We start from the raw sequence: 22,731 nt of genomic DNA, 5'->3' as shown, positions 1-22,731 counted from the left end.
TCCGCCGTCAGCTCTCGGCTCGGCGGCGGACCGTCTCCCGCTTGGACTCGTCGACTGCGGTCTCGTACGCGGTGACGAGCGCCTGGATCGTCAGCGGCTTGAACCGCTCGATCAGGGCCGTGATGTCCTCGACCGGACGTCCCGACGCGCGCAGCTCGGGCCACCACATCGTGCGGAAGACCTCGGTGATCTCGCGGGCCACGGCCCGGCCGGCCTCGTCGAAGATGCGCCGCGACGCGTGCGCGACCTCGATCGGCATGTCGGTCTCGATGAACTGGATGCCCACTGCGAGGTGGGCCGGCGCGACCCGGAAGACGTCCTCGGTCGGCGTCGGCTCGACGACGCCGAGGGCGACGAGCATCTCGATGTCGTCGTCGCTGAGGGCGCGGCCTGCCCGGAGCTCCAGGGCGGCCCGGTCCAGCTCCTCCGGGCGGTCGGCCATCCACGGCGCGAGCAGCGTGCGGTGCACCGCGACCTGCTCGGGGGTCGCGTCGTTCGGGATGTTCTCGAGGTAGCCCTCGATGGCCGACAGCGTGAAGCCGTGGGCCTGGAGCTCCTTGACCAGCTCGAGCCGGGCGAGGTGGTCGGGGCCGTAGAAGCCGTTGCGACCCTCGCGGCGGGGCGGCGGGATGAGGCCGCGGCCGGCGTAGAACCGGACCGTGCGCACCGACATGCCGACCCGCGAGGCCAGCTGCTCGACGCTCATCGTCTCGGCGGGGGGAGTCATGGGGCTGACCCTATGCCACCTGCCGACGGAGGAGGCGAGTCACACACCCCCGGTCCTTTGACATTGACAGTGTTGGTGTCACAATCAGTCGTGTCAGTTCTGCTGACGCGTCATCCACCAGATTCTGCGAGGACATTTCCTATGACCGAGGCCTTCGTCTACGACGCCATCCGCACGCCGCGAGGTCGCGGCAAGAAGTCCGGGTCGCTCCACGAGGTCAAGCCGATCTCGCTGGTCACCGGCCTGATCGACGAGATCCGCAAGCGCAACCCCACGCTCGACACCGACGGCATCGAGGACGTCGTCCTCGGCTGCGTGTCGCCCGTCGGCGACCAGGGCGCCGACATCGCCAAGACTGCTGCCCTCGCGGCCGGTCTGCCCGACACGGTGGCCGGCGTCCAGCTCAACCGCTTCTGCGCCTCGGGCCTCGAGGCCGTCAACCAGGCCTCGGCGCGCGTGCGCTCGGGCTGGGAGGACCTGATCCTCGCCGGTGGCGTCGAGTCCATGAGCCGTGTGCCCATGGCCTCCGACGGTGGCGCGTGGGCCATGGACCCGCAGACCGCGTTCGACACCGACTTCGTGCCCCAGGGCATCGGCGCCGACCTCATCGCGACGGTCGAGGGCTACAGCCGTGAGGACGTCGACGCATTCGCCGCCGAGTCGCAGGCGCGTGCCGCCAAGGCCATCGCGAACGGCTACTTCAAGAACTCGGTCATCCCGGTCAAGGACGCGTCCGGCCTGACGATCCTCGACCACGACGAGTTCGTCCGTGAGGGCACGACCGTCGAGAGCCTCAGCAAGCTGCCCCCGTCGTTCGCGCAGATCGGTGACCAGGGCGGCTTCGACTCCGTCGCGCTGGAGAAGTACCACTGGATCGAGAAGATCGACCACGTCCACCACGCGGGCAACTCGTCGGGCATCGTCGACGGCGCCGGCCTCGTCCTGGTCGGCAGCGAAGCAGCCGGCGAGCGCCACGGCCTCACGCCGCGCGCCCGCATCCTCTCGGCCGCGGTCTCCGGCTCCGAGCCCACGATCATGCTGACGGGCCCCGGCCCGGCCAGCCTGAAGGCGCTCGAGCGTGCCGGCCTCAGCATCGGCGACATCGACCTGCTCGAGATCAACGAGGCGTTCGCCGCCGTGGCGCTGCGCCTCATGAAGGACCTGGGCGGCTACCCGCACGACCAGACCAACGTCAACGGCGGATCGATCGCGATGGGTCACCCGCTGGGTGCGACCGGCGCGATGCTCATCAGCACCCTCATCGACGAGCTCGAGCGTCGTGACCAGCGCTACGGCCTGGCCACCCTCTGCGTCGGCGGCGGCATGGGCATCGCCACCGTCATCGAGCGCATCCGCTGACCCGTCCCCACCTTCGAGAGAGAACACACACATGACTGAAGCAGTGCGTTACGAGGTCGAGGACGGCATCGTCAACCTCGTCCTGGACGACCCCGACCAGAGCGCCAACACGATGAACCAGGCGTACACCGATGCGATGGCCGCGGCCGTCGACCGGCTCACCCAGGAGATCGCGGAGGACGCCGACTCGATCAAGGGCGTCATCATCTCCTCGGCGAAGAAGACCTTCTTCGCCGGAGGCGACCTCAAGCTGATGACCCAGGCGACGCCGGCCGACGCGGAGGCCCTGTTCGCGAACGTCGAGGCCATCAAGGCGACGCTCCGCCAGCTCGAGACGTCCGGCAAGCCCGTCGTCGCGGCGATCAACGGCGCCGCCCTCGGCGGCGGACTGGAGATCGCGCTCGCGGCGCACCACCGCATCGCGGTCGACGGCGGCTACTCGATCGGCCTGCCCGAGGCGACCCTCGGCCTGCTGCCCGGCGGCGGTGGAGTCACGCGCACCGTCCGCATGTTCGGCCTGTCCGACGCGCTGATGAAGTTCCTCCTGCAGGGACAGCAGCTCAAGCCCTCCAAGGCGCTCTCCGAGGGCCTCGTCGACGAGCTCGTCGCGTCGCAGGACGAGCTGATCCCGGCCGCGAAGGCGTGGATCGAGGCCAATGCGGCCAACGAGGAGGCCGCCACGCAGCCGTGGGACCGCAAGGGCTACCGCATGCCGGGCGGACTGCCGTCCAACCCCAAGCTCGCGGCGTTCCTGCCGGCCTTCCCGGCCAACCTGCGCAAGCAGACCAAGGGTGCGCTCTACAAGGCGCCGCGCGCGATCATGAGCGCTGCGGTCGAGGGCGCGCAGGTCGACTTCGACACCGCGACCCGCATCGAGTCGCGCTACCTCGTGCAGCTGATCGTCGGCCAGCAGTTCAAGAACATGACGCAGGCGTTCTTCTTCGACCTGGGTGCGATCAACGCGGGCAAGTCCCGCCCCGAGGGCATCGCCCCCACCAAGGCCGAGAAGATCGCGGTCATCGGCGCCGGCATGATGGGCGCGGGCATCGCGTACGTCTCGGCCAAGGCCGGTTTCCAGGTCGTCCTCAAGGACGTCTCGATGGAGGCCGCCGAGAAGGGCAAGTCGTACAGCCAGAACCTGGTCGACAAGGCCGTCTCCCGTGGACGCCTGTCGCAGGAGAAGGCCGACGAGCTGCTGGCCCGCATCACGCCGACGGACAACTACGCGACGCTCGAGGGCAGCGACTTCGTGATCGAGGCCGTCTTCGAGTCGGTCAAGCTCAAGCACGAGGTCTTCGGCGAGCTGCAGAAGGTCGTCAAGCCCGACGCCCTGCTCGGCTCGAACACCTCGACGCTGCCCATCACGATCCTGGCCGACGGCGTCGAGCGTCCCGAGGACTTCATCGGCATCCACTTCTTCTCGCCGGTCGACAAGATGCCGCTGGTCGAGATCATCGCGGGTGAGAAGACGTCCGACGAGGCCATCGCCCGCGTCATCGACTACACCAAGGCGATCAAGAAGACGCCGATCGTCGTCGGCGACAGCCGTGGCTTCTTCACCAGCCGCGTCATCGGCACGTTCGTCAACGAGGGCATCGGCATGCTCGCCGAGGGCGTCTCGCCGGTCTCGATCGAGCGGGCCACGACGCAGGCCGGCTTCCCGGCCCCCGTGCTGCAGCTGAGCGACGAACTCAACCTGGAGCTCATGGTCAAGATCCGCAACGAGTCGAAGGCCGCCGTGGAGGAGGCCGGAGGCACGTGGGAGGCCAACGCCGCCGAGGACATCATCGACACGATGATCGAGATCGGTCGCCCCAGCCGCCTCAAGGGTGCCGGCTTCTACGAGTACGTCGACGGCAAGCGTCAGGGACTGTGGAGCGGCCTGGCCGAGAAGTTCCCGGTCGCGGACGAGCAGCCGCCGTTCGAGGACCTCAAGGAGCGCCTGACGTTCATCATGAGCCTCGAGACGATCAAGTGCCTGGACGAGGGCGTGCTCCGCACGACCCAGGACGCCAACATCGGCTCGATCTTCGGCATCGGCTTCCCGGCCATGCAGGGCGGTGCGATCCAGTACGTCAACGGCTACGAGGCCGCGGACGGCTCGATCGGCGTCGAGGCCTTCACGGCTCGCGCCCAGGAGCTCGCGCAGAAGTACGGCGAGCGGTTCACCCCGCCCGCGTCGCTGCTCGAGAAGGCCAAGAACGGCGAGAAGTTCGCCTGACCGCCAGCCAGCTCTGACACACGCCCCCGGGACCCGCGAGGTCCCGGGGGCGCGGTGTTTCTGCCACCGTCTGCCGGGGGTGCGGTGCTTCTGCCACCTTCTGACGCCGATTTCCGCCTCGTACGGTGGCGTACGCACCGCGCCGGCGAGTTTCCGGCCCAGACGGAGGCGTACGCACCGCGCCGGCGGGACTCCGGCTCATTCGGTGGCAGAAACACCGCGCCCCCCGGGCGAGCGCGTCGACCGCGTCACTCGTGTGGTCTGGGTAGGCATACCTAAGTTACGCTGGAGAGGTTGACTCCCGAAAGGCCGGCCCCACCGCACATGACCCTGACCCAGCCGTCGGCCGCTGCCGTCCCGACAGCACCGCGTCACCGCTCGCGGACTGCTCTGGCGACCGGCCTGCTGGTGCTGGTGGGCGTGCTCGCGGTGGTCTGCTTCTTCAGCATCACGCTGGGCTCCCGCGGGGTCGGGCTGGCGACCATCTGGCGGGCCTTCACCGACTACGACCCGTCGTCGGCGTCCGAGACGGTCATCCGCGAGATGCGGGTGCCGCGCACGCTGATCGGCCTGTTCGCGGGCGCGGCACTCGGTCTGAGCGGCGTGATCCTGCAGGGCGTGACCCGCAACCCGCTCGCGGACCCCGGGATCATGGGCATCAACGCCGGCGCGGCGGCCTTCATCGTCTTCGGGATCATGGTCCTCGGCACGCAGGACGTGAGCACGTACGTGTGGTTCGCGTTCGCCGGAGCCGGGCTGGCGACCGTCACGGTCTACGGCATCGCGTCGCTCGGCCGTGAGGGCGCGACACCGGTCAAGCTGGCGCTCGCCGGAGCGGCCGTCACGGCGGTCCTGACGTCGGTCACCTCCGCAATCGTGATGACCAACGTCGAGGCCCTCAACGAGCTGCGCTTCTGGCAGGTGGGCTCGCTGGCCGGTCGCTACTTCCCGGTGTTCTGGCAGACCGTCCCGTTCCTGCTCGTCGGGCTCCTCGTGGCCCTGGGCACCGGCCGCGCCCTCAACGGCCTGGCCCTGGGCGAGGACCTCGCGCTGGCCCTCGGCCAGCGGGTCAGGCTGACCCGGGTCGTGATGTTCGCGACCGTCGCCGTGCTGTGCGGCGCGGCGACCGCCGCCTGCGGCCCGATCGTCTTCATCGGCCTGGTCGTGCCGCACGTCGCCCGCCTGCTCTGCGGCCCGGACTACCGCTGGATCCTGCCCTACACGCTGCTGCTGACGCCGACCGTGCTGCTGCTGGCCGACATCCTCGGCCGGGTCGCGGTCGCCCCCGGCGAGCTGCAGGTCGGTGTGGTCCTCGGCGTCCTCGGCGCACCCGCCTTCATCGCCCTCGTCCGCTACCGCAACCTCGCGGAGCTGTGATGACCGCGCTCCTCCAGCCCCGCGCCACGGTCCGGTCGGGCCGCCAGGTCCGGCACCGCCGCTCGCTCGTCGTGACCGCGACGCTGGCCGTGGTCGCGTTCGCGCTCTTCGTCCTGACGATGATGGTCGGCGACTACGTCGTCCCGCCGCTCGACGTGATCGGCTCGGCGTTCCGGCTCACCGACGACCCCGCGGTCGACTTCATCGTCCGCGACCTGCGGCTCCCGACCGCAGCGGCGGCGTTGGCCGTCGGCCTGGCGCTCGGCATCTCGGGCTTCGTGTTCCAGAAGCTGCTGGGCAACCCGCTGGCCTCGCCCGACTTCGTGGGCGTGTCGTCCGGCGCGAGCCTGTTCGCCGTCACGGCGATCGTCCTGTTCGGTGCCGGGAGCCTGGTGGTCTCCGCCTCCGCCCTCGCCGGCGCCCTGCTGGCCGCGCTCGCGATCTACCTGCTGGCCTGGCGGGACGGGATCTCGGGCTACCGGTTCATCCTCATCGGCATCGGCGTCTCCCAGCTGCTGCTCTCGCTCGTCGGCTACGTCATCACGCGTGCCGATCTCTACGAGGCGCGCGAGGCGATGACGTGGCTGGTCGGCACGGTCGGCCAGGCCGGGTCCGGTGAGCTGCGCACTCTCCTGGTCGCGCTCCTCGTCCTCGTCCCGGTCGCGCTGGTCCTCGAGCGGCCCCTGCGCGCGCTCGAGCTGGGGGACGACACAGCGAGGGCCCTCGGCTCCCGGGTCGAGGTCGGCCGACTGGCGCTCCTCGCCGTGTCGATCGTCCTCATCGGCTTCTCGACCGCCGTCGCGGGCCCCATCATGTTCGTGGCGCTCATCGCGGCCCCCATCGCCCAGCGGCTGACCGGCCCCGCCGGCGGCGTCCTCGCGGCCGGTCTCGTCGGCGCGATCATCGTCCTGGCAGCGGACCTCGTGTCGGAGCAGCTGCTGCCGACCTCGCTGCCGACCGGCGTCATCACCGGGCTGGTCGGCGCCCCCTACCTCATCTGGCTCCTCGCCACCGTCAACCGGGAAGGACGCGGCGGATGACCTCCCACGACCTGCGTGCCCAGCACCTCACCCTCGGCTACGCCGACTCCGACATCGTGTCCGACCTCGACGTCGAGATCCCCGACGGCAAGATCACGGTGATCGTCGGCGCCAACGCGTGCGGCAAGTCGACCCTGCTGCGCGGTCTCGCCCGCCTGCTGCGCCCGCGCGCCGGGCAGGTCCTCCTCGACGGCACGTCGCTGCACGACATGAAGAGCGCGGACGTGGCCCGGGTCCTCGGCCTGCTGCCGCAGTCACCGGTCGCCCCCGACGGCATCACGGTCGGCGACCTCGTGGGACGCGGTCGCTACCCGCACCAGGGCTGGTTCCGGCGCTGGAGCGCGGAGGACGACCACGCGGTGGCCGCGGCGCTGGCGGCGACCGGGACGACCGACCTGGAGGGCCGGGCCCTCTCCGAGCTGTCCGGCGGTCAGCGCCAGCGGGTGTGGGTCGCGATGGCCCTGGCGCAGGACACGGACCTGCTGCTGCTGGACGAGCCGACGACGTTCCTGGACATCAACCACCAGGTCGAGCTGCTCGATCTGCTGACCGACCTGAACCGCGAGTCCGGCAAGACGATCGTCCTGGTGCTGCACGACCTCAACCTCGCCTGCCGCTACGCCGACCACATCATCGCGATGAAGAAGGGCTCGATCCTGGCCGAGGGCGCCCCCCGCGACGTCATCGACGCCGCGGTCGTGACCGAGGTCTTCGGCCTCGCGTGCGACGTGGTGCCCGACCCGGTCAGCGGCACGCCGATGATCGTCCCCCGCGGCCGCCACCACGCCGACCGGTCGGTCGTCGAGGCGCTGGCCTGACGCCGTGCAGGATCTCGTCGAGCTTTCGATGTTCCCGCTCGGGTCCGTCCTGTTCCCGGCGATGCCCCTGCCCCTGCGGGTCTTCGAGGACCGCTACCTGCAGATGCTCCAGGACGTCCTCGCCCGGGAGTCGGCCGAGTTCGGTGTCGTCCTGATCGAGCGCGGTCACGAGGTCGGCGGCGGTGAGCAGCGGTTCTCCACCGGCACGGTCGCCCAGGTCGTCGAGGTCGGTCCCGCGGACGGGTTCGTGTCACTCGTCGCCCAGGGCGGTCGGCGGTTCGAGGTCGTCGAGTGGCTGCCGGACGACCCCTACCCCCGCGCACTGGTGCGCCTGCTCCCCGCCCTGGAGTGGGATGAGCAGTGGCGCGACCGCCGGGACGAGGTCGAGGAGCTGGTCCGCGTGACGATGGCGCGGATCAGCGAGTTCGAGGAGCAGCGCTGGTCCTCGACGATCGGGCTGGCCGACGAGCCCCTCGCCGCGTTGTGGCAGCTGGCCGCGATCGCACCGGTCGGCGCGTACGACCAGGTGTCGCTGCTGCAGGCCACGAGCGTCGAGGGCCTCCTGGACGCCGTGGCGACGGCGACCCAGGAGGCCGCGGAGCTGCGGCTCCCCGACTAGGGACCTGGACCTACGGGCGGGCCGCGCGCCGCTCGTACTCGGCCCGGGCGTCGGCGTCGACGTCGCTCAACGCGCGGTCGGCGCCGATCGCGTGCCCCAGCGCATCCTTCAGGCGGCGGGGCAGCGCGTTGCTGGAGTAGAAGATGCCCTTGCTGTGCCGCGGCACCCAGGTCTCGAACTGCGGCTTCTGCGCGACGCGCACCACGGCCTTGGCCACGTCGTCCGGCTGGGCGGCGCGCATGCCCTTGGTCGCCGAGACGCCCGCCGCGAGCTCGGTCGCGACGACGGTCGGCAGGATGCAGGACACGTCCACGCCGTGCGGCTGGAGCTCCGAGCGCATCGCCTCGGAGAACCCGACCACGGCGTACTTGCTCGCGCTGTACGTGGCCCCGTTCGCCACCGCGATGCGGCCGACGGCCGACGCGATGTTGATGACGTGGCCGTGCCCGCGCTGGATCATCTGCGGGACCACGAGCTTCGTCCCGGTGATGACACCGCGCAGGTTCACGTCGATGATGCGGTCGGTGGCCTCGTCGGACTCCTCGGTCAGGGGCGCGAGCGGCATGATGCCCGCGTTGTTGACCAGGATGTCGATCGTGCCGACCGCCCTGGCCCGGTCGATGAACGCGGCATACGAGGCCCGGTCGGAGACGTCGACGGTCAGGCCGACCGTCCCGCCGCCGACCTGGGCCGCGGCCTTGGCGGCGACGTCGTCGTCGAGGTCGCCGATGACGACCTGGGCGCCGGCGGCGACGAAGTGGCGGGCCGTGGACAGGCCGATGCCGCGACCGGCCCCGGTGATGACGACGAGCTGGTTGCGAAGGGATCGGGACATGGGGGCTCCTGGGTTCAGCGGCGGGTGAGGTGGACGGGTTGACCGTCCTTGGGGAACGGCAGGGACGTGTAGCTCATGGGGGCGCGGTAGTCGGCGTCGACGGTCCACTCGAACTCGCGCAGCAGGTGCACCAGGATCGTCTTGACCTCGGCGCCCGCGAAGAACAGGCCGATGCACTTGTGCACACCGCCGCCGAAGGGCTCCCACGCGTAGCGGTGCACCTTGTCCTCGCGCCGGTCGTCGGCGAACCGCTCGGGGTCGAACCGTTCGGGGTCCTCCCACAGCTCGGCCATGTGGTGGGAGAGGTGGACCATCACGGCGACGAGCCGGTCGGCCGGGATGGTGTGACCGAGGATCTCGGTCTCCTTGACGGTCTTGCGGGCGAGCACCGGCACCGGCGGCACCAGGCGCAGGCTCTCCTTCATCACCAGGTCGATCGCGACGAGCCCGTCGAGGTCGGCCAGCGTGGGGTTCTCCGGCAGGGCCAGCGCCTCGGCGCGGCACCGCTCCTGCCACTCGGGGTGCTGCCCGAGCTGCTGCATGACGGTCGACACCGTGATGGTCGAGGTGTCGTGCGCGGCCATCAGCAGGAAGATCATGTGGTTGACGATGTCCTGGTCGCTGAACCGCTCACCGTCCTCGGTCTCGAGGTGGCACAGCACCGAGAACAGGTCGTCGCCCGGTGCGGCACGCTTGGCCGCGAGGTGGCGCCCGAAGAACTCCTCGAGGAGTCGGCGCCCGCGGATGGCCCGGCCCCAACGGGTGCCGGGGATGTTGGCCCGCAGCAGGGCGGTCGCGGACTGGACGCAGTCGATGAACGCCTGGTTGACCCGGTCGAGCTCGTCGGGCGTGGCGAGGTCGGCCCCGCCCATGAAGACCTCGGTCGCGAGGTCGAGGGTCAGCTCCTTGAGCGCCGGGTACGCGAGGAACGCCGGATCGGCCCGCCACTCGGCGATGCCGGCGGCGACGGCGGGCTGCAGGGCCGCGGTGTATCCCTCGAGCCGGTCGCGGGTGAACGCCGACTGCATGATGCGACGGTGCCGGTGGTGCTCGTCGAAGTCGAGCAGCATCAGGCCCCGGTCGAAGAACGGCCCGACCAGGTAGCCCCAGCCGTCGCCGCTCGCGAACGCCTTGTCGGCGTTGCGCAGTGCGGCCTCGCACGCGTCCGGCCCGAGCAGCACGGTCCAGCGCTTGCCGATGAAGTCGATGTCGGACACCGGTCCCCAGCCGTCGTACTGGGATCGCATCATCTGCATCGGGTCGCGGACGTACGCCAAGGTGCGTCCGACATAGGGCAGCCCGCGGCGACGCGGAGGGGCAACGGTGGTCTGGCTCACACAGGCATCTTGATTCAGACAGGACGTTCTGTCAATATGTGTTCCATGGCAGTCAAGGCAGGGCAGTACCGCGGCATGACCGCTGAGCAGCGGCACGCGGACCGTCGCACCCGACTGCTGGAGGCGACGCTCGAGGTGTGGGGGAGCGAGGGCGGACCCACGGTCACGATGACCCGCATCTGCGCCGCGGCGGGCCTGACCGAGCGCTACTTCTACCAGAGCTTCAGCGGCCTGGACGAGGCCTTGATGGCCGTCATGGACGACATCGCGGCCCAGATCGCCGAGCGTGCCGTGGCCGCGGTCGACGAGACCGAGGGCGGGCCGACCGAGCGCGTCCGGGCGGGCATCGGCGCGTTCGTCGAGATCCTCACCGACGACCCCCGCAAGGGGCGCGTGGCGATCGTCGAGTCCGTGTCCCTGGACGCCCTCCGCCCGCACCGGGCCCGCCTGCTGCGCCAGTTCGCCGAGCTCGCGCAGCACGAGGCGGGCGAGCTCTACGGCCCCGAGGCGTGGAGCGAGAAGGAGGGCCGCATGGCCGCCACGATGTTCATCGGCGGCGTCGCCGAGCTGGTGACCGCGTGGATCGAGGGCACGCTCGAGGCCACGCCCGACGACATCGTCGAGGCCGCGACACACCACTTCACGGCAACCGCGCACCGCTGACGGGTGAGAGGGTGAGGGGATGACCTCACCTCTTGACGCCGTCGACTGGCCGGTCGTCACCGACCGGCTGGTGCTGCGCCGCTTCGAGGCGGCGGACGTCCCGGCGATCTTCGCGTACCGGTCGTCGCCGGCAGTGGCCGAGTGGATCACCAGCACCTCACGCGACGTCGAGTCGCTCGCCGAGCGGTTCGGCGACGGACCGACCGCGGTCGTCGTCGAGCTCGACGGGCGGGTGATCGGCGACCTCATGGTCAGGGTCAAGGACGCCTACGGGCAGAGCGAGGTGATCCGGGCCGCGGCAGCTACCGAGGCCGAGCTCGGCTGGACGTTCGACCCCGCCCACCACGGCCGCGGACTGGCGACCGAGGCGATGGGCGCGCTGGTCACGATCTGCTTCGACGACCTGGGACTCCGGCGCGTCGTGGCCGCCTGCTTCGCCGAGAACGAGCCGTCGTGGCGCCTGATGGAACGGCTCGGCATGCGGCGCGAGGCGCACCACGTGCGGGACTCGCTGCACCGCGACCGCGGCTGGCTGGACGAGTACGTCTACGCCCTCCTGGCCGACGAGTGGCGCGGCTGAGCCGCTCCGGCGTCACTCGGTCGGTGAGGACTCCTTGTCCTGCCCGGCCTGGCGCATGCCCCGCCCGAGCCGCGAGCGACGGTAGCCGTACGTGAAGTAGACGACGAACCCGATCGCGAGCCAGATCAGGAACCGGATCCAGGTCTCGACCGACAGGTTGACCATGAGCCACAGGCACGCCGCGACGGACAGCGCGGGGACGAGCGGCACGCCCGGGACGCGGAACGGCCGGTGCAGGTCCGCGCGCGTGCGGCGCAGGATGATGACCCCGACCGACACCAGGACGAAGGCGAACAGGGTGCCGATGCTCACCAGCTTGGAGAGCTCCGACAGCGGCACGAAGCCGGCGAGCGCAGCCACGAAGACGCCGGTGATGACCGTGATGCGGTACGGGGTCCCGAAGCGGGGGTGCACCCGCGCGAGCCCGACCGGCAGCAGCCCGTCGCGGGACATCGCGAACAGCACCCGTGCCTGGCCGAGCATGAGCACGAGCACGACGGTGGTGAGCCCGGCCACCGCACCCACCGAGATGATCTTGCTCGCCCAGCCGAGGTCGTTGGCCTTGAACGCCTCGGCGAGCGGTGCGGCGGTCTCCATGCGCGAGTCGCTGTACTTCAGCATGCCCGTGACGACGAACGCGACCGCGGCGTAGAGGACCGTGACGATCGCGAGCGAGCCCAGGATGCCGCGCGGGACGTCACGCTGCGGGTTCTTGGTCTCCTCCGCGGAGGTGGCGACGATGTCGAAGCCGATGTAGGCGAAGAACACGACGGACGCCGCGGCGATGATCCCGTACACGCCGAACACGGTCGGGTCGACGCCGAACAGCGACTGCAGAAGGGTCGAGTCGAGTCCTGATCCGCCGTCCGTGGGCTCGGACTTGGGGATGAACGGCTGGTAGTTGGACGCCTTGATGAAGAACAGTCCCACGACGATCACGAACGTCACCACCGCGACCTTGACCACCACGAGGATCGCGGTGACGCGGCCGGACAGCTTGGTGCCGAGGACGCCGACCGCCGTCAGGGCGAGGACGATCGCGATCGCGCCGAAGTCGGGGATCGCCTCGTCGCCGGCCAGCCAGGTGGGGAGGTCGAACAGGGACTGCAGGTACGCCGACCAGCCGCGGGCGACGACTGCAGCCCCGAGGGCGAGCTCGAGGACGAGGTCCCAGCCGATGATCCAGGCGACGAGCTCGCCGAGCGTCGCGTACGAGAACGTGTACGCACTGCCGGCGACCGGCACGGTCGAGGCGAACTCGGCGTAGCAGAGCGCCGCCAGCCCGCAGGTGATGCCGGCCAGGATGAACGAGATGACGATCGCCGGGCCCGCGTTGACGTGCGCCTGCTCGCCGGTGAGCACGAAGATGCCCGTGCCGACCATCACGCCCACGCCGAAGACCGTGAGGTCCCAGGCCGAGAGCTCCTTCTTGAGCCGGTGCTCCGGCTCGTCGGTCTCCTCGATCGAGCGCTCGACCGACTTCATCCGGAACAGGTGCATGGCCTCATCCTGTGGGGCCCCGCCCGGGGTCGCAACCGCGGTGGGTCCGCCGGGATCGCGGCGCCGCGGTCAGCGCGTCTTGGCGTGCCGCGCCCACGCGAAGCAGTACAGCCCGAAGGCCGCCAGGCCGAGCGCGACCGCCGAGAGCAGGTACGGGCCGAACGGCTGGTCGCGGACGGTCTTGAGCGCGTCGTCGAGACCGCCGGCCTTCTCCGGGTCGTACGCCAGAGCGGCCCAGCCGAACAGGATGCCGACGACACCGATCGCGACACCCTTGGCGACGTAGCCGACCTTGCCGAGCGCCAGCACGGTCCGGCCGGAGTCGCCGGTCGTCGCCGCGGGCTCGAGGTCGTGGGTGAACTTCTCGGCGAGGCCGCGGCGCACCTGGCTGACGGCGACGGCCAGGATCGCGAGGCTCACCACGACGACGAGCACGCGTCCGGCGGGCGCCGACAGGAGGCGCGCGGTGATGCCCTCCTCCTTGGAGTCGTCGCCCGACGAGCCGCCGGAGCCCGCGGCGATCTTCGTCGCGGAGAACGTCAGCACGCCGTAGACGACGGCGCGACCGCCGGCGATCAGGCGCTTCCACAGCCGCTTCGGGTCGTCCTCGGACTGGTAGCCCCAGATCGCGGTGGCGATCTGCCAGAGGGTGAGGGCGACGAGGCCGACGGCCAGGACCCACAGCATCGTGCGGCCGAGCGGCTGGTCGGCGAGGGTCTTCAGGGCGCCGCCGCTGCTGGCGTTGCCGCCGCCGCTCGACCACGCGACCTGCAGCGCGATCCAGGCGATGAGCAGGTGGACGACGCCGTAGGCGACCAGTCCGACCCGTGCGCCGCGCTTGAGCCAGGTGCTGTGGTGCGCCTGGTCGCCGGCTCGTCCGGGCGTCATCGTCATGGGGGTCCTCACTGTTGGAGCGATTCTGCGGCCTCGGCGATATTACGCTGCATCGACCCGAAGACGATGCCGTGGAACGGCCAGACGGACCACCAGTACAGGTGACCGAGCAGTCCCTTGGGGTGGAACAGGGCGCGGTGGTGGAACGTCGTGGTCCCCCCGTCGGTCGATCCGACCTGCATCTCCAGCCAGGCCAGGCCCGGGAGGCGCATCTCGGCGCGCAGGCGCAGGAACGAGTGGTCGTCGGTCTCCTCGACCCGCCAGAAGTCGACGGCGTCCCCGACGACGAGGTCCCGGGGGTTGCGGCGGCCGCGCCGCAGACCGGGGCCGCCGACCATCCGGTCGAGCACTCCCCGCACCCGCCAGGCCAGGCGCCAGGAGTACCAGCCGTTGCGGCCGCCGATCCCCTCGATGACCTGCCACAGGTGCTCGGGAGACGCGTCGACCTCGCGGATCCGTTCGTCCTTGTAGAGCGAGCCGCCGGCCCAGTCCGGGTCGGTGGGCAGGCCCTCCGCCGGAGCGCCCGCCGTCGCGGCGGAGGACCAGCTGGTCGGCACGTCCAGGTCCTGGATCTTGGTGAGCGCGAGCTCGACCGAGCGGTCGAAGTCGATCAGGCCCTCCGGCGGGTCCGGGACGTACGCCGCGATGTCGGTGTCGGCGGCGACGACGGTGTTGCGCAGGGACTCGACGAGGGGCCGCGCGAGGCTCGCCGGGACGGGGGTGATCAGCCCGATCCAGTGGCTGGACAGCCCGGGCGTCAGCAGCGGCACCTTGAGGATGCGGCGGCGCGGCAGGCCCGAGATCGCGGCGAAGCGTTGCATGAGGTCGAGGTACGTCAGCACCTCGGGCCCGCCGATGTCGAAGCGGCGGCTCACGTCCGCCGGCATGTCCGCCGATCCCACGAGGTAGCGCAGCACGTCGCGCACCGCGATCGGCTGGATGCGGGTGTTGACCCACTTCGGCGTGATCATCACGGGCAGGCGCTCGGTCAGGTAGCGCAGCATCTCAAAGGATGCGGACCCCGAGCCGATGACGACGCCGGCCTGCAGCACGGTCGTCGGCACGCCGGAGGCGAGCAGCACGTCGCCGACCTCGCCGCGCGAGCTCAGGTGCTCCGACAGCTCCTCGTCCTGGGGGATCATCCCGCCCAGGTAGACGATGCGGCGCACGCCGGCGCGCTTCGCCTCCTCCGCGAAGCGCTGCGCCATGTCCTTCTCGGTCGCGCCGAAGTCGCCGCCGGTGCCGATCGAGTGGAGCAGGTAGTACAGGACGTCCACGCCCTGCATCGCGGCGCGGACGTCGTCGGTCTTCGTCGCGTCGCCGACGGCGATCTCGACGTCGTCGGACCACACGTGCGTGCGCGCCTTGCGCTCGTCCCGGACCAGCACGCGCACGGCGTGCCCGGCCTCGAGGAGCTGCGGGACCAGCCGTCCTCCGACGTAGCCGGTGGCGCCGGTGACGAGACTGCGGGTGGTGGACATGCCCCCAGTGTTCGGGACCCGGTCGCGGCCCGCACGCCCAGCCGGAGCGGGCTACGGTCGAGACATCACATGTCCCGTCGAGGAGGTCCACCCATGAGCGACGACACCGAGCGCAGCGTCGAGCTGACCCGCACCGGCGCGTCCCGTTACCGCGCCACCAACGTCCGCGGCACCACCCTGGAGATCGGGGACGGCTCGGACGCCGACTTCACGCCCGTCGAGCTGTTGCTCGTGGCGCTGGCGGGGTGCACCGCGATCACCGTCGACCCGCTGGTCTCCCGCCGTGCGGAGGCGACCACGTTCGACGTGCACACGCGCGCCGACAAGGTCCGCGACGAGCAGGGCAGCCACCTGGTCGACATCCGCATGACGTTCGACGTGGCCTTCCCCGAGGGCGAGGACGGCGAGAGGGCGCGGGCGTTGCTGCCCGACGCGATCCGCAAGGCGGAGGAGCGGCTGTGCACCGTCAGCCGGACGCTGGCCATCGGTGCGACCGCGGAGACCCAGATCAACGACGTCTGATCAGGCGTGGTGCCGGATCTTGATGTCCTCGTAGGCGAAGCGGTTGAAGAAGTGGTGCGGGGTGGGCGGCCGGCCGGTCGGCTGCGCGCGCCCGGGATCGGCGGGGGTACCGGTGCACGGCCGCTCGTACCAGTCGTTGCGACGCACGAACCGGTCGTCGACCACGGTGCCGAGGTAGTGGCCGTCGATGTCGACGGCGTCGTTGTCCTCCCACGGGAACCAGCCCATCCAGTGCCCGTCCAGGTCGAAGACGAACGGATCGGTCCACGTGCGGCGGAACGCCACCGGCTGGCCGTCCATGTCGAACAGGTACACGCTCATCCCGAGATGCTTCCTTCCCTCGGCTCCGACGTTACGAGGCGCGAGGGACGTTCGGGGGCATTTGACGTCCGACGGACGACATTTCATCCGAACGAACTAGTTCGGGTGAGGGGTTGCGTGCCGTCCCCGGTCAGTGCAGGGACAGCTCCGGGTCGTGCGGACCCTTCGGCTCGACCCAGAAGTCCAGCGCGAGGTCGGACTCCTCGCCGCCGTTGAGGTAGACCGAGAAGTCGGTGACGCCTGCGTCCTCCAGGACGTCGTCGTCGATGAGGAACTGGCCGGTGAGCTCACGGCTCGACCGGGTGAGGATCTCGTACGCCGCGTCGGCCATGATCGACGGCTTGCGCGAGTGCGAGACGAGACCCGGGCCCACGACGTTGCGGACCGCCGCGGTGTCGATCGCCGTGCGGGGCCACAGCGAGTTCGCCGCGATGCCGTACGGCCGCAGCTCCTCGCTGAGACCGAGCGTCACGAGGCTCATGCCGAACTTCGCGATCGTGTACGCCGTGGCCGTGCTGAACCACTTCGGGTCGAGCGTGATGGGCGGCGACAGCGTCAGGACGTGCGGGTTGTCGGCGGCCTTGAGGTGCGGGATGCAGGACTTGGCCAGCAGGAACGACCCGCGCGAGTTGATGTCGTTCATCAGGTCGTACTTCTTCATCGAGATGTCCTCGGTGCTCGACAGGTCGATCGCCGAGGCGTTGTTGACCACGATGTCGATGCCCCCGAAGGTCTCGGCGGTCCGCGCGACGGCGTCGAGGACGAACGCGTCGTCCCGGATGTCGCCGACGAGCGGCAGGGCGTGCCCGCCGGCCTCCTCGATCGCGGTCGCGGCGGTGTGGATCGTGCCGGGCAGGGCCGGGTGCGGCTCGGTGGTCTTGGCGAGCAGGGCGACGTTGGCACCGTCACGTGCCGCCCGGACGGCGATGGCCTCGCCGATCCCGCGGCTGCCGCCGGACATGATGATGGTCTTGCCTGCGAGGGACATGCGTCGATAGTGCCACCACTGCTGTCACGATGGCCAGAGGTCCCCTAGCCTGTGGGGACGACGTGGGAAGAGGAGCACATGCCTGAATCCGTGCAGGTCCGCAGCGCCGAGGGCGTGCTGCGGATCACCTGGAACGACCCCGACCGGTTGAACGGCCTGACGGGGGACATGCTCGACATCGTGTCCGACGCCGTGGAGGGCATCGGCGACGACGTCCGCGTCGTCGTCCTGACCGGTGCGGGCCGCGCGTTCTCGACCGGCGCCCGGCTCGACGGCACGCTCAGCGGCACCGAGCCGATGGACGTCGCGAACCGGCTGGTCCGCGCCGTCACGGCCTGCCCCGTGCCGGTGGTCGCCGCCGTGAACGGCCCCGCCGCGGGCTTCGGCTGCTCGATCTCCCTCGCCGCGGACATCACCGTGGCCAAGCAGTCGGCGTACTTCTTGCTCCCGTTCACCAACATCGGGCTCATGCCCGACGGGGGCTCCACCGCGATCGTGGCGGCGTCGGTCGGCCGGGCGCGGGCCACCGCGATGGCCCTGCTGGGCGAACGGCTCCCCGCTGACGAGGCGGCCGCCGCCGGCCTGATCCACGCGTGCGTCGCCGACGACGACTTCGACGTGGAGGTCGAGAGGATCGTGGACCGCCTCGCGCACGGCGCCGGTGTGGCCTTCCGGGCGACGAAGGAGGCGATCACGGCAGCGACCCTGGGCGACCTCGACGCCGTCCTCGACCGGGAGCGGGACCTGCAGGTCCAGCTGTTCGGGACCACGGACTTCGCCGAGGGCACGTCCGCGTTCATGCAGAAGCGCGCACCGAAGTTCGTGGGCCGATGAGCACCCGTGCGGACGACTTCGAGGTCCTCGAGCGGGTGCTGACCGCCCGCCGCAGCTGCCGCGGCTACCTGCCCGAGCCGGTGCCCCGCGAGACGATCGAGCGCGTGCTCGCGGCCGCGCAGCACACCGCCTCGTGGTGCAACACCCAGCCGTGGAACGTGCACATCGTCTCGGGCGAGGCCCGTGACGCCCTGTCGAAGGCCGCGGTCGAGAACGTCATGGCGACCTTCGGCCAGCCGGCGCCCTCGGACTTCCCGTTCGCCGGGTCCTACACCGGCGTCCACAACGAGCGCCGCAAGGAGGTCGGCTGGCAGCTCTACGAGGCGGTCGGCGTCGAGCGCGGCGACCGCGACGGCTCCGCGATGCAGATGCTGCGCAATTTCGAGTTCTTCGGGGCTCCCCACGTCGCGATCGTCACGACGGACGCCGACCTCGGGGTCTACGGAGCGATCGACTGCGGGCTGTACGTCAACTCGTTCATGCTCGCGGCGGAGGCGCTCGGCCTCGGCACCTGCGCCCAGGCCGCGATCGCCCAGGTCACCCCGGCGGTGCGGCAGTTCCTCGACCTGCCGGACGACCGGCGGGTCGTCTGCGGCATCTCGTTCGGGCACCCGGACCCGCAGCACCCCAGCGCGCAGTTCACGTCGCGCCGGGCACCTCTTGAGGACGCCGTCCGCTTCGTCGACTGAGCCGGACTACCCGCGCAGCGCGCCGATGCCCAGGACAGCGGCCAGGCCGAGCGCGCTGCGGGGGTCGTACGCCGCGGTCCACAGCCCGCCGTGGGCAGCGTTGACGGCCTCGTCCTGCCACGGCTCGTGCTGCGGAGCCGCGCCCGAGCGCAGGTCGTACGCCAGGAGCGCCGCCATCAGGACGTTGCTGGTCGCCGGGTCGAAGATCTCGACGCCGAAGCGGTGGGCTCCCGCGTACGCCGCGGCGAGTGCCTTGTTCTTGACCACCGAGCGGGTCCGCGTCGCGGGCGCGACGTTGAGCGACACCGTCGTCCCGGCCTGGCGCGCCGTCGTGGCCCGCCAGCGCTGCAGCCGCTTGGCCAGCGCGTAGTTGGGGCCCTGCTGCGGGACGATCGCGTCGCAGAGGCCCGGATCGGCTCCCGGCGGGTAGTTGCGCTGCAGGAGCCGGCCGCCGCTGACCGCGCGCAACGGCGTGCGCAGCAGGCGGGTCGCACCGCGGCGGGCGTACGCCTCGTTGGACCGCAGGACGTCCTCGGCCGGGACCGCGAACGTGTCGGTCGGGGTCGCGAGGAATGCGAGCGCGGTGTCGGGCCGCTGCCTGGTGAGGTGCTCGGCGAGCGCGTCGGCGGCCATCGACACCCGCACGTGGGTGGCGCCGTCGGCGTAGCAGTAGTTGCCCAGCACGAGGCGGCCCTGGATGCCGTCGAGCCAGTGGGCGATGCCGGGAAGCTCGGTCAGCAGGTCAGCGCCGGAGTCGTCGTCGCCGTTGGTCACGATGCGGGCCGGGACGTGTGCGGTGCCCGCGGAGTCCTCGGCGTGGTCACGGATCCGGGCCTGGACGTCTGGGCGGGGCAGGTCGACGGCGACGACCTCGGCCCCCCAGCGCAGCAGGGCGCGGTAGGGCCCCATCTCGGCGCCGGCACCCAGGACCACGACGGTGTCGCCCTCGAGCCGCAGCCAGTCCGGGTTGTCCTGGACGGTTTGGACGGCCTCGGAGCACGACGGCGTGATGACGCCGTCCGCGACCCAGACGTCGAGCTGGTCGCGCAGAGCCGTGCCGGTGAGCCGATCGCCCCGGTAGGGGATCGAGAGCTCGGTCTCGGGCTCAGCCGTCCCGCGGATCGTCCGGGTGTGGAAGGCCTGGGTGAGGGCGGTCCCACCGATCGCGTCGCGGAGCGGGACGTCGCCGAACCGCATGAGGTCGTGGGCGCTGCGGAGGCCGTCCGCGGCGATCGAGTGCGCGGCCGGCGGCTCGCCGATCCCGGCCTCGACGGCGCGGCGGAAGTGCGTCAGGTAGTTGCGGCGCCAGCTGGTCTCGTTCTCGACCGCACGCGCGCCCACCGGGTCGGCCTTGCGGAGCGCGTCGGACAGGACGGTGCGCGCCGCGGACGACGAGCTCTCTGACGGGAAGGAGACTCCGGTGTTCGCGTTCATCGCCTCACCCTAGAAGCGAACTGCGGTTACTCACGAGTTCGGGACGGAGGTTTTTCGGCCGGGCACCCATCCGCGCGAAGGCGGGTGTCGAACACGGGGTGTGAGCACAACGACAGCCTCCCGCGCAGCAGCGCCCTGGTGGGCCGGAGCCCTGGCCGGGTTCCTGGCGGCCGCCTCGGGCGTCGCCGCCGGCACGGCTGTCGCCGCGCTCCTGCAGGGCGTGCCCTCGCCGATCGAGTCGGTGGGCAACCGGGCCATCGACTACGCGCCCCCGTTCCTGAAGGAGTTCGCGGTCCGGCAGTTCGGCACCGCCGACAAGCCGGTCCTGATCGGCGGCGTGGTGGCGGCCTTGGCGCTCCTGGCCGTCGTCGCAGGCATCGTCGGACGCCGCCGACCGCGGGTCGCGATCGGCGCCGTGGCACTGATCGGCGCCGTCGCGGTGGTGTGTGCCGCGATCGACCGCACCACGACCGCGAGCCGGGCCCTCACCCTCGTGCCGTCGATCGTGACGGCGGTCGTCAGCCTGGGTGCCCTCGTCCTGCTGCTCGGCAACCTGCGAGCGCGTGAGCAGGCTGCTGCGGCGCACCCGTTGGGGCTCGGACGCCGCGGCTTCCTCAAGGCCTCGCTCGGCATCACGGCCCTCGCGCTGGTCGGCGGTGTCGTCGGCCGGGTGTTCGGTGACGCTGCCGCTGCGGCGTCCCGGGCCGGGATCCGGTTGCCCCGTGCCGCGACCGTCGCGCCACCCGTGCCGTCCGGCGTCGAGGTCGGGGTGAGTGGCGTGAGCGACTACCTGACGCCCAACCGCGACTTCTACCGCGTCGACACCGCGCTGCGGATCCCCGACGTCCCCGCCGAGGGATGGCGCCTGCGCATCCACGGCATGGTCGACCGCGAGCTCAACCTGTCGTACCGCGACCTGATGGGCATGGCGCTGGAGGAGCACCGCGTCACCCTCACGTGCGTCTCCAACGAGGTCGGCGGACCGTACGTCGGCAACGCCCTGTGGCTCGGCGTGCGCACCGCGACCCTGCTCAAGATGGCCGGCGTCCAGGCCGGGGCAAACGCGATCAAGTCCACGAGCGCCGACCGGTGGACCGCCGGCACCCCTCTTGAGACCGTGACCGACGACCGCAACGCGATGGTCGCGATCGGGATGAACGGTGAGCCGCTCCCGTTGGCCCACGGCTTCCCGGCACGCCTCGTGGTCCCCGGACTGTACGGCTTCGTGTCGGCGACCAAGTGGCTCACCGACATCGAGGTCACCAGGTTCTCGGACTTCAAGGGCTACTGGACGACGCGCGACTACACCGCGCTCGCGCCCATCAAGTTCTCCTCCCGCATCGACGTGCCGACGTCGTTCCAGACGTTCGATCGGGACAAGGCCCGCTTCGGCGGCGTCGCCTGGGCGCAGACCGTCGGCATCGCGAGGGTCGAGGTGAGCATCGACAAGGGCGACTGGGTCGAGGCCACGCTCGGCGCCGAGGACAACACCGAGACCTGGCGCCAGTGGAGCTACCGGTGGGACGACGCCACCCCGGGCAACCACCAGCTCACGATCCGCGCCACCACCAAGGACGGCGACACACAGACTTCCGACCGGGCACCCATCCGCCCGAACGGGACGACCGGCTGGCACAGCGTCCAGTTCCGCGTCGAGTAGCAACCGCACGATCCCCCACCACAAGGAGAACCGAAATGCGTACATCCACCAAGAGCTTCGCCGTCGCGGCGGTTGCCTCCCTGTCCCTCTTCACCGCAGCGTGCGGTTCGAGCGACAGCGAGGGTGAGTCGGCCCCGGCCGACGAATCCACCTCCGCGACGCCCGACGAGTCGTCGACCTCCGCCGATCCCGCCGCCGACCTGGTCGGCGCCGGCTGCGCGGACTACGCCAAGGCCGTTCCGGACGGCAAGGGATCGGTCAGCGGCATGTCGCAGGACCCGGTCGCCACGGCCGCGAGCAACAACCCGCTGCTCAAGACCCTCGTCCAGGCCGTCTCGGGCCAGATCAACCCCGACGTCAACCTGGTCGACACCCTCAACGGCGACGAGTTCACGGTGTTCGCGCCGGTCGACACCGCGTTCGACGCGCTGTTCAAGGAGCTCGGAGACGACGGCGTCAAGAAGGTCTCCGAGGAGAAGGGCGGCGGAACGCTGTCCGGCATCCTGACGTACCACGTCATCCCCGGCCAGATCGCTCCTGCCGACATCGACGGGACGTTCAAGACCGTCAACGGTGCCGACCTGACCGTCAAGGGCTCGGGCGACGAGATCACCGTCGGCGAGGGCAACGCGAAGGTCATCTGCGGCGGCGTCAAGACCGCGAACGCCACGGTCTACCTGATCGACAGCGTCCTCATGCCGCCGGCGTGATCGACGCGAGCTGAGCTGCACAGCGAGACCCGGTCACCTCGGTGGCCGGGTTTTTCTGCTGCCACGGGGTTCTTCCTAATAGGAATAAATGCGATGATGACGGGATCGAGATGATGGCGGGA

At 70.8% G+C, this 22,731-nt stretch carries 22 protein-coding genes; 13 read left to right on the top strand and 9 right to left on the bottom strand.

What is annotated here, in order from left to right; genetic code table 11:
- Positions 1-7: 7 nt before the first annotated feature.
- The gene (locus C3E78_RS17685; RefSeq protein ID WP_108580607.1) at positions 8-727 is read right to left on the bottom strand and encodes a MerR family transcriptional regulator; all 720 of its coding nucleotides are present in this window, start codon (positions 725-727) and stop codon (positions 8-10) included.
- Positions 728-868: 141 nt separating this feature from the next.
- On the opposite strand from C3E78_RS17685, the gene C3E78_RS17680 reads away from it, so the two are divergent.
- The 6 genes from C3E78_RS17680 to C3E78_RS17655 all read left to right on the top strand — a co-directional run bounded on the left by C3E78_RS17680 (position 869) and on the right by C3E78_RS17655 (position 8,161).
- Complete coding sequence (locus tag C3E78_RS17680; protein ID WP_108580606.1) at positions 869-2,086, top strand: acetyl-CoA C-acetyltransferase; 1,218 nt, start codon at positions 869-871, stop codon at positions 2,084-2,086.
- A gap of 31 nt (positions 2,087-2,117) precedes the next feature.
- Complete coding sequence (locus C3E78_RS17675) at positions 2,118-4,307, top strand: 3-hydroxyacyl-CoA dehydrogenase NAD-binding domain-containing protein (protein ID WP_108580605.1); 2,190 nt, start codon at positions 2,118-2,120, stop codon at positions 4,305-4,307.
- A 324-nt stretch (positions 4,308-4,631) separates the two neighbouring features.
- Complete coding sequence (locus tag C3E78_RS17670) at positions 4,632-5,684, top strand: FecCD family ABC transporter permease (protein ID WP_108580604.1); 1,053 nt, start codon at positions 4,632-4,634, stop codon at positions 5,682-5,684.
- The gene (locus C3E78_RS17665) at positions 5,684-6,724 is read left to right on the top strand and encodes a FecCD family ABC transporter permease (RefSeq protein ID WP_108580603.1); all 1,041 of its coding nucleotides are present in this window, start codon (positions 5,684-5,686) and stop codon (positions 6,722-6,724) included. Before C3E78_RS17670 ends, C3E78_RS17665 begins: the two co-directional genes overlap by 1 nt.
- The gene (locus C3E78_RS17660) at positions 6,721-7,542 is read left to right on the top strand and encodes an ABC transporter ATP-binding protein (protein ID WP_108580602.1); all 822 of its coding nucleotides are present in this window, start codon (positions 6,721-6,723) and stop codon (positions 7,540-7,542) included. Before C3E78_RS17665 ends, C3E78_RS17660 begins: the two co-directional genes overlap by 4 nt.
- A 4-nt stretch (positions 7,543-7,546) precedes the next feature.
- Positions 7,547-8,161 (top strand): LON peptidase substrate-binding domain-containing protein, encoded by a 615-nt coding sequence (locus C3E78_RS17655; protein WP_199906867.1) that lies wholly within the window; start codon positions 7,547-7,549, stop codon positions 8,159-8,161.
- Between the two features lie 10 nt (positions 8,162-8,171).
- Here the strand turns inward: C3E78_RS17655 and C3E78_RS17650 are convergent, their stop codons facing one another.
- Both C3E78_RS17650 and C3E78_RS17645 read right to left on the bottom strand, forming a co-directional pair.
- The gene (locus tag C3E78_RS17650) at positions 8,172-8,996 is read right to left on the bottom strand and encodes an SDR family oxidoreductase (protein ID WP_108580601.1); all 825 of its coding nucleotides are present in this window, start codon (positions 8,994-8,996) and stop codon (positions 8,172-8,174) included.
- A 14-nt stretch (positions 8,997-9,010) separates the two neighbouring features.
- Positions 9,011-10,333 carry a cytochrome P450 gene (locus C3E78_RS17645; protein WP_199906866.1) on the bottom strand — a complete coding sequence of 441 codons (1,323 nt, stop codon included), beginning with the start codon at positions 10,331-10,333 and terminating at the stop codon, positions 9,011-9,013.
- Positions 10,334-10,378: 45 nt separating this feature from the next.
- Between C3E78_RS17645 and C3E78_RS17640 the strand changes: the two genes are divergently transcribed.
- Both C3E78_RS17640 and C3E78_RS17635 read left to right on the top strand, forming a co-directional pair.
- Entirely contained in the window at positions 10,379-10,996 is a 618-nt protein-coding gene (locus C3E78_RS17640) for a TetR/AcrR family transcriptional regulator (RefSeq protein ID WP_108580600.1), read from the top strand.
- Between the two features lie 19 nt (positions 10,997-11,015).
- Positions 11,016-11,576: a GNAT family N-acetyltransferase gene (locus C3E78_RS17635; protein WP_108580599.1), complete on the top strand. Its 561-nt coding sequence runs from the start codon at positions 11,016-11,018 to the stop codon at positions 11,574-11,576.
- Positions 11,577-11,588: 12 nt separating this feature from the next.
- Here the strand turns inward: C3E78_RS17635 and C3E78_RS17630 are convergent, their stop codons facing one another.
- The 3 genes from C3E78_RS17630 to C3E78_RS17620 form a co-directional block, all read right to left on the bottom strand.
- Positions 11,589-13,076 (bottom strand): amino acid permease, encoded by a 1,488-nt coding sequence (locus C3E78_RS17630; protein WP_108580598.1) that lies wholly within the window; start codon positions 13,074-13,076, stop codon positions 11,589-11,591.
- A gap of 69 nt (positions 13,077-13,145) precedes the next feature.
- Complete coding sequence (locus tag C3E78_RS17625; RefSeq protein WP_235833796.1) at positions 13,146-13,970, bottom strand: DUF1206 domain-containing protein; 825 nt, start codon at positions 13,968-13,970, stop codon at positions 13,146-13,148.
- Between the two features lie 8 nt (positions 13,971-13,978).
- Complete coding sequence (locus C3E78_RS17620) at positions 13,979-15,451, bottom strand: SDR family oxidoreductase (protein WP_108580597.1); 1,473 nt, start codon at positions 15,449-15,451, stop codon at positions 13,979-13,981.
- A 93-nt stretch (positions 15,452-15,544) separates the two neighbouring features.
- Here C3E78_RS17620 and C3E78_RS17615 point away from each other — a divergent pair, with 93 nt between their 5' ends.
- Positions 15,545-15,973, top strand: coding sequence for an OsmC family protein (locus C3E78_RS17615; protein ID WP_108580596.1), 429 nt, complete (start codon positions 15,545-15,547; stop codon positions 15,971-15,973).
- On the opposite strand, the gene C3E78_RS17610 is transcribed toward C3E78_RS17615, so the two are convergent.
- Together C3E78_RS17610 and C3E78_RS17605 are read right to left on the bottom strand one after the other, a co-directional pair.
- Positions 15,974-16,294, bottom strand: a complete 321-nt coding sequence (locus tag C3E78_RS17610; protein ID WP_108580595.1) for a 4-fold beta flower protein — start codon at positions 16,292-16,294, stop codon at positions 15,974-15,976. It abuts the gene before it with no gap.
- Positions 16,295-16,424: 130 nt separating this feature from the next.
- Positions 16,425-17,282: an SDR family oxidoreductase gene (locus C3E78_RS17605; protein WP_108580594.1), complete on the bottom strand. Its 858-nt coding sequence runs from the start codon at positions 17,280-17,282 to the stop codon at positions 16,425-16,427.
- 78 nt (positions 17,283-17,360) lie between these two features.
- On the opposite strand from C3E78_RS17605, the gene C3E78_RS17600 reads away from it, so the two are divergent.
- Both C3E78_RS17600 and C3E78_RS17595 read left to right on the top strand, forming a co-directional pair.
- On the top strand, positions 17,361-18,116 hold the full coding sequence (locus C3E78_RS17600) for an enoyl-CoA hydratase (RefSeq protein ID WP_108580593.1): 756 nt from the start codon (positions 17,361-17,363) through the stop codon (positions 18,114-18,116).
- The gene (locus C3E78_RS17595) at positions 18,113-18,805 is read left to right on the top strand and encodes a nitroreductase (protein ID WP_108580592.1); all 693 of its coding nucleotides are present in this window, start codon (positions 18,113-18,115) and stop codon (positions 18,803-18,805) included. Before C3E78_RS17600 ends, C3E78_RS17595 begins: the two co-directional genes overlap by 4 nt.
- Before the next feature lie 6 nt (positions 18,806-18,811).
- On the opposite strand, the gene C3E78_RS17590 is transcribed toward C3E78_RS17595, so the two are convergent.
- Positions 18,812-20,239 carry a hypothetical protein gene (locus tag C3E78_RS17590; protein ID WP_108580591.1) on the bottom strand — a complete coding sequence of 476 codons (1,428 nt, stop codon included), beginning with the start codon at positions 20,237-20,239 and terminating at the stop codon, positions 18,812-18,814.
- 100 nt (positions 20,240-20,339) lie between these two features.
- Here C3E78_RS17590 and C3E78_RS17585 point away from each other — a divergent pair, with 100 nt between their 5' ends.
- Both C3E78_RS17585 and C3E78_RS17580 read left to right on the top strand, forming a co-directional pair.
- Positions 20,340-21,899, top strand: a complete 1,560-nt coding sequence (locus tag C3E78_RS17585) for a molybdopterin-dependent oxidoreductase (protein ID WP_108580590.1) — start codon at positions 20,340-20,342, stop codon at positions 21,897-21,899.
- Between the two features lie 35 nt (positions 21,900-21,934).
- Positions 21,935-22,609: a fasciclin domain-containing protein gene (locus C3E78_RS17580; protein ID WP_108580589.1), complete on the top strand. Its 675-nt coding sequence runs from the start codon at positions 21,935-21,937 to the stop codon at positions 22,607-22,609.
- The last annotated feature ends 122 nt before the right edge of the window (positions 22,610-22,731 follow it).

This window comes from Aeromicrobium chenweiae (assembly GCF_003065605.1).
Classification (GTDB): Bacteria; Actinomycetota; Actinomycetes; order Propionibacteriales; family Nocardioidaceae; genus Aeromicrobium; species Aeromicrobium chenweiae.
The sequence above is the reverse complement of the archived record's forward strand: the minus strand, read 5'-3'. Positions and strand labels throughout refer to the sequence as shown.

Excerpts from the sequence above, each read along its gene's own strand:
- C3E78_RS17670 (WP_108580604.1), top strand. The coding sequence starts at position 4,632 with ATGACCCTGACCCAGCCGTCGGCCGCTGCCGTCCCGACAGCACCGCGT.
- C3E78_RS17625 (WP_235833796.1), bottom strand. The coding sequence starts at position 13,970 with ATGACGATGACGCCCGGACGAGCCGGCGACCAGGCGCACCACAGCACC.
- C3E78_RS17630 (WP_108580598.1), bottom strand. The coding sequence starts at position 13,076 with ATGCACCTGTTCCGGATGAAGTCGGTCGAGCGCTCGATCGAGGAGACC.
- C3E78_RS17605 (WP_108580594.1), bottom strand. The coding sequence starts at position 17,282 with ATGTCCCTCGCAGGCAAGACCATCATCATGTCCGGCGGCAGCCGCGGG.
- C3E78_RS17620 (WP_108580597.1), bottom strand. The coding sequence starts at position 15,451 with ATGTCCACCACCCGCAGTCTCGTCACCGGCGCCACCGGCTACGTCGGA.
- C3E78_RS17580 (WP_108580589.1), top strand. The coding sequence starts at position 21,935 with ATGCGTACATCCACCAAGAGCTTCGCCGTCGCGGCGGTTGCCTCCCTG.
- C3E78_RS17615 (WP_108580596.1), top strand. The coding sequence starts at position 15,545 with ATGAGCGACGACACCGAGCGCAGCGTCGAGCTGACCCGCACCGGCGCG.
- C3E78_RS17595 (WP_108580592.1), top strand. The coding sequence starts at position 18,113 with ATGAGCACCCGTGCGGACGACTTCGAGGTCCTCGAGCGGGTGCTGACC.
- C3E78_RS17680 (WP_108580606.1), top strand. The coding sequence starts at position 869 with ATGACCGAGGCCTTCGTCTACGACGCCATCCGCACGCCGCGAGGTCGC.
- C3E78_RS17650 (WP_108580601.1), bottom strand. The coding sequence starts at position 8,996 with ATGTCCCGATCCCTTCGCAACCAGCTCGTCGTCATCACCGGGGCCGGT.
- C3E78_RS17675 (WP_108580605.1), top strand. The coding sequence starts at position 2,118 with ATGACTGAAGCAGTGCGTTACGAGGTCGAGGACGGCATCGTCAACCTC.
- C3E78_RS17590 (WP_108580591.1), bottom strand. The coding sequence starts at position 20,239 with ATGAACGCGAACACCGGAGTCTCCTTCCCGTCAGAGAGCTCGTCGTCC.
- C3E78_RS17640 (WP_108580600.1), top strand. The coding sequence starts at position 10,379 with ATGGCAGTCAAGGCAGGGCAGTACCGCGGCATGACCGCTGAGCAGCGG.
- C3E78_RS17610 (WP_108580595.1), bottom strand. The coding sequence starts at position 16,294 with ATGAGCGTGTACCTGTTCGACATGGACGGCCAGCCGGTGGCGTTCCGC.
- C3E78_RS17685 (WP_108580607.1), bottom strand. The coding sequence starts at position 727 with ATGACTCCCCCCGCCGAGACGATGAGCGTCGAGCAGCTGGCCTCGCGG.
- C3E78_RS17635 (WP_108580599.1), top strand. The coding sequence starts at position 11,016 with ATGACCTCACCTCTTGACGCCGTCGACTGGCCGGTCGTCACCGACCGG.
- C3E78_RS17665 (WP_108580603.1), top strand. The coding sequence starts at position 5,684 with ATGACCGCGCTCCTCCAGCCCCGCGCCACGGTCCGGTCGGGCCGCCAG.
- C3E78_RS17600 (WP_108580593.1), top strand. The coding sequence starts at position 17,361 with ATGCCTGAATCCGTGCAGGTCCGCAGCGCCGAGGGCGTGCTGCGGATC.
- C3E78_RS17660 (WP_108580602.1), top strand. The coding sequence starts at position 6,721 with ATGACCTCCCACGACCTGCGTGCCCAGCACCTCACCCTCGGCTACGCC.